The 2,271-nt window shown below is 49.7% G+C and carries 2 protein-coding genes; one reads left to right on the forward strand and one right to left on the reverse strand.

Annotation, left to right across the window (positions count from 1 at the left end; translation table 11 throughout):
* Window positions 1-201: 201 nt before the first annotated feature.
* Window positions 202-1,539 (reverse strand): hemolysin family protein, encoded by a 1,338-nt coding sequence (locus tag PAT3040_RS22060; protein WP_087570687.1) that lies wholly within the window; start codon window positions 1,537-1,539, stop codon window positions 202-204.
* Window positions 1,540-1,780: 241 nt separating this feature from the next.
* Between PAT3040_RS22060 and PAT3040_RS22065 the strand changes: the two genes are divergently transcribed.
* Window positions 1,781-2,131, forward strand: a complete 351-nt coding sequence (locus PAT3040_RS22065) for a transporter (protein ID WP_087570688.1) — start codon at window positions 1,781-1,783, stop codon at window positions 2,129-2,131.
* Window positions 2,132-2,271 lie beyond the last annotated feature (140 nt).

A 2,271-nucleotide genomic window follows, 5' to 3' on the forward strand; every position in this document is an offset into this window, starting at 1 on the left:
GAACCCCCACGGTCGCCCGCTAGATCCTAAGTCTAGTGCGTCTGCCAATTCCGCCATACGCGCATAGGTGATGCTTAGATATTGAGCATATCACGTTCCCCGCGCTGTTGGCAAGTCCTGATTGCGCTTCATCGCCTTAATTCTTTAATATCGTAAAAAAGACGAGGGCAGCAACTACGCCCTCGTCCTCGCTGAGATTTGTTAATCTTCGTCTTCTTCGTTCTCTTCCGGTTCCTCGGCTGCATAAAGGGACATAGACACCTTCAGAATCTGGTGGTTGTCCATCTCCAGAACGGTAAAGACATGTCGACCGTGTGTAATCGGAACAGGTTCTTCTTCAAGTGAGAACTGCTGAACCTGCAGCCAACCTCCGATCGTATCAACGCCGAAATCCTCTTCGAATTTGACGCCGAATTGAGTCTCGATGTCCTCAAGCAGTACCAAGCCGTTCAGCACATACTCGTTCTCTGACTTTCTAACGATGTCGGGCTGTTCGTCGTTATCGAACTCGTCCCGAATCTCGCCCACAATCTCTTCGAGAATATCTTCCATCGTAATGATGCCGGCCGTGCCGCCGTACTCATCGATAACGAGAGCGATATGCACGCCTTTCTTCTGCATCTTAAGGAGGACATCCTGCAGTGGGGCAGTCTCGTGCACAGTTCCGATCTCATGAATCATCGACTGGATTGGAGTAGAACGTCCCAGCGCGATATCGGTTACCAATTCCTTCGCATTGAGGAATCCGATTACTTTATCCTTATCGCCTTCCTGAGTCACAGGGTAGCGTGTGTAGTTGTTCTCGTCAATAATCGCAAGCACTTCTTCACGCGTCATACGCGCGTCAACCGACATAGCCTGCATACGCGGGACCATAACGTCCTTCGCTACGCGTTCGTCGAATGCAAAAATATTTTGCATATAAGAAAGTTCCGTCTGGTTGATTTCGCCGCTTTTGAAGCTTTGAGCCATAATAATCTTAAGTTCTTCCTCCGAATGGGCTTGTTCGTGACCCGCCGGCTGAACGCCAAACATTCTCAAGAATACTCGAGCCGAGCCGTTAAGGAGCCAGATGAGCGGGAACAAAATCTTGCCGAACAGAACAAGCGGGCCTGCCAGAAGAAGCGTCATACGCTCCGCGAATTGGATCGCCATTGTTTTAGGAGCCAGCTCTCCGAATACGACGTGCAAAAATGTCATCAGCGACAATGCAAGCGTGTAGGAAATCGGGGTGGCCCAAGCGTCGGATACGCCCCAATCGTGGAAGATCGGATGCAGAATTTTTTCGATTGTCGGCTCGCCGAGCGCACCAAGTCCGAGTGCAGTGACCGTAATACCCAGCTGACACGCCGACAAATAATAATCCAGATCCGTTACTAGCCGTTTGGCCGCCATTGCTTTCTTGTTGCCTTCCGCAATCAATTGATCAATCCGGGACATTCTGACCTTCACTACCGCGAATTCCGATCCGACGAAGAAAGCAGTCATTACGATAAGCAGCGCTACCAACAGCAAATTAATCAAGATGGATAAGTCCAATTAGTTCCCTCAAGTACGAGGGATTCACCTCCGTTTGTTTTTGAAATGGCTCTAGCCGAATACTACGTACAAGTCTTGCTCATGTTTCATATTATTTACAAAATACATCATTGCTATCATTCAAATTATAGCCTGTAAATGATTAACATCCTAAACTCGACTTGAATACATTACATAAGCTAGAGCCCTTGCCCAATTAAAGTACCCGCTTCGAAAACTAAAGAAACAGGAGTGAACGCATATGTCGTTTTTTCCTCCCTTCGGTCCACCGCCCGGCCCTCCATTCGGACCTGGTCCGGGCCCTGGGCCAGGACCAGGTCCAACACCTGGCGGTCCCCATGCCGCGCCGTCCTCTCCTCCGCCGTCTTTCGTACCGCAGCAAGCTTCTGCGTCGCCGCTTGCCGTAGATCCTGGCGCCATTCGTCGCTGCATGTTCCGCAATACGTATATTTGGCTGCATAACGGCAATCAATTCTGGTTTTTCCCCGTCTTTGTCGGACCAACCTCGATTGCGGGATTCCGCTGGACAGGATTTTTCTGGATGTACACCGGCTTCGATCTGAGATCTATTCAGTCCTTCACTTGCTTCTAATCGTTATGTAGCAAAAAGAAAGCATAATCTTGCCGGATCGGCTAGAACAGCAAAAAACCCTTCGTATCAGAAGGGTTTTTTCATGGTATGGTGCGCGTAGAGGGACTTGAACCCCCACGGTCGCCCGCTAGATCCTAAGT

The sequence above is a fragment of the Paenibacillus agaridevorans genome (assembly GCF_003112455.1).
In the GTDB taxonomy this organism is placed as follows: Bacteria; Bacillota; Bacilli; order Paenibacillales; family Paenibacillaceae; genus Pristimantibacillus; species Pristimantibacillus agaridevorans.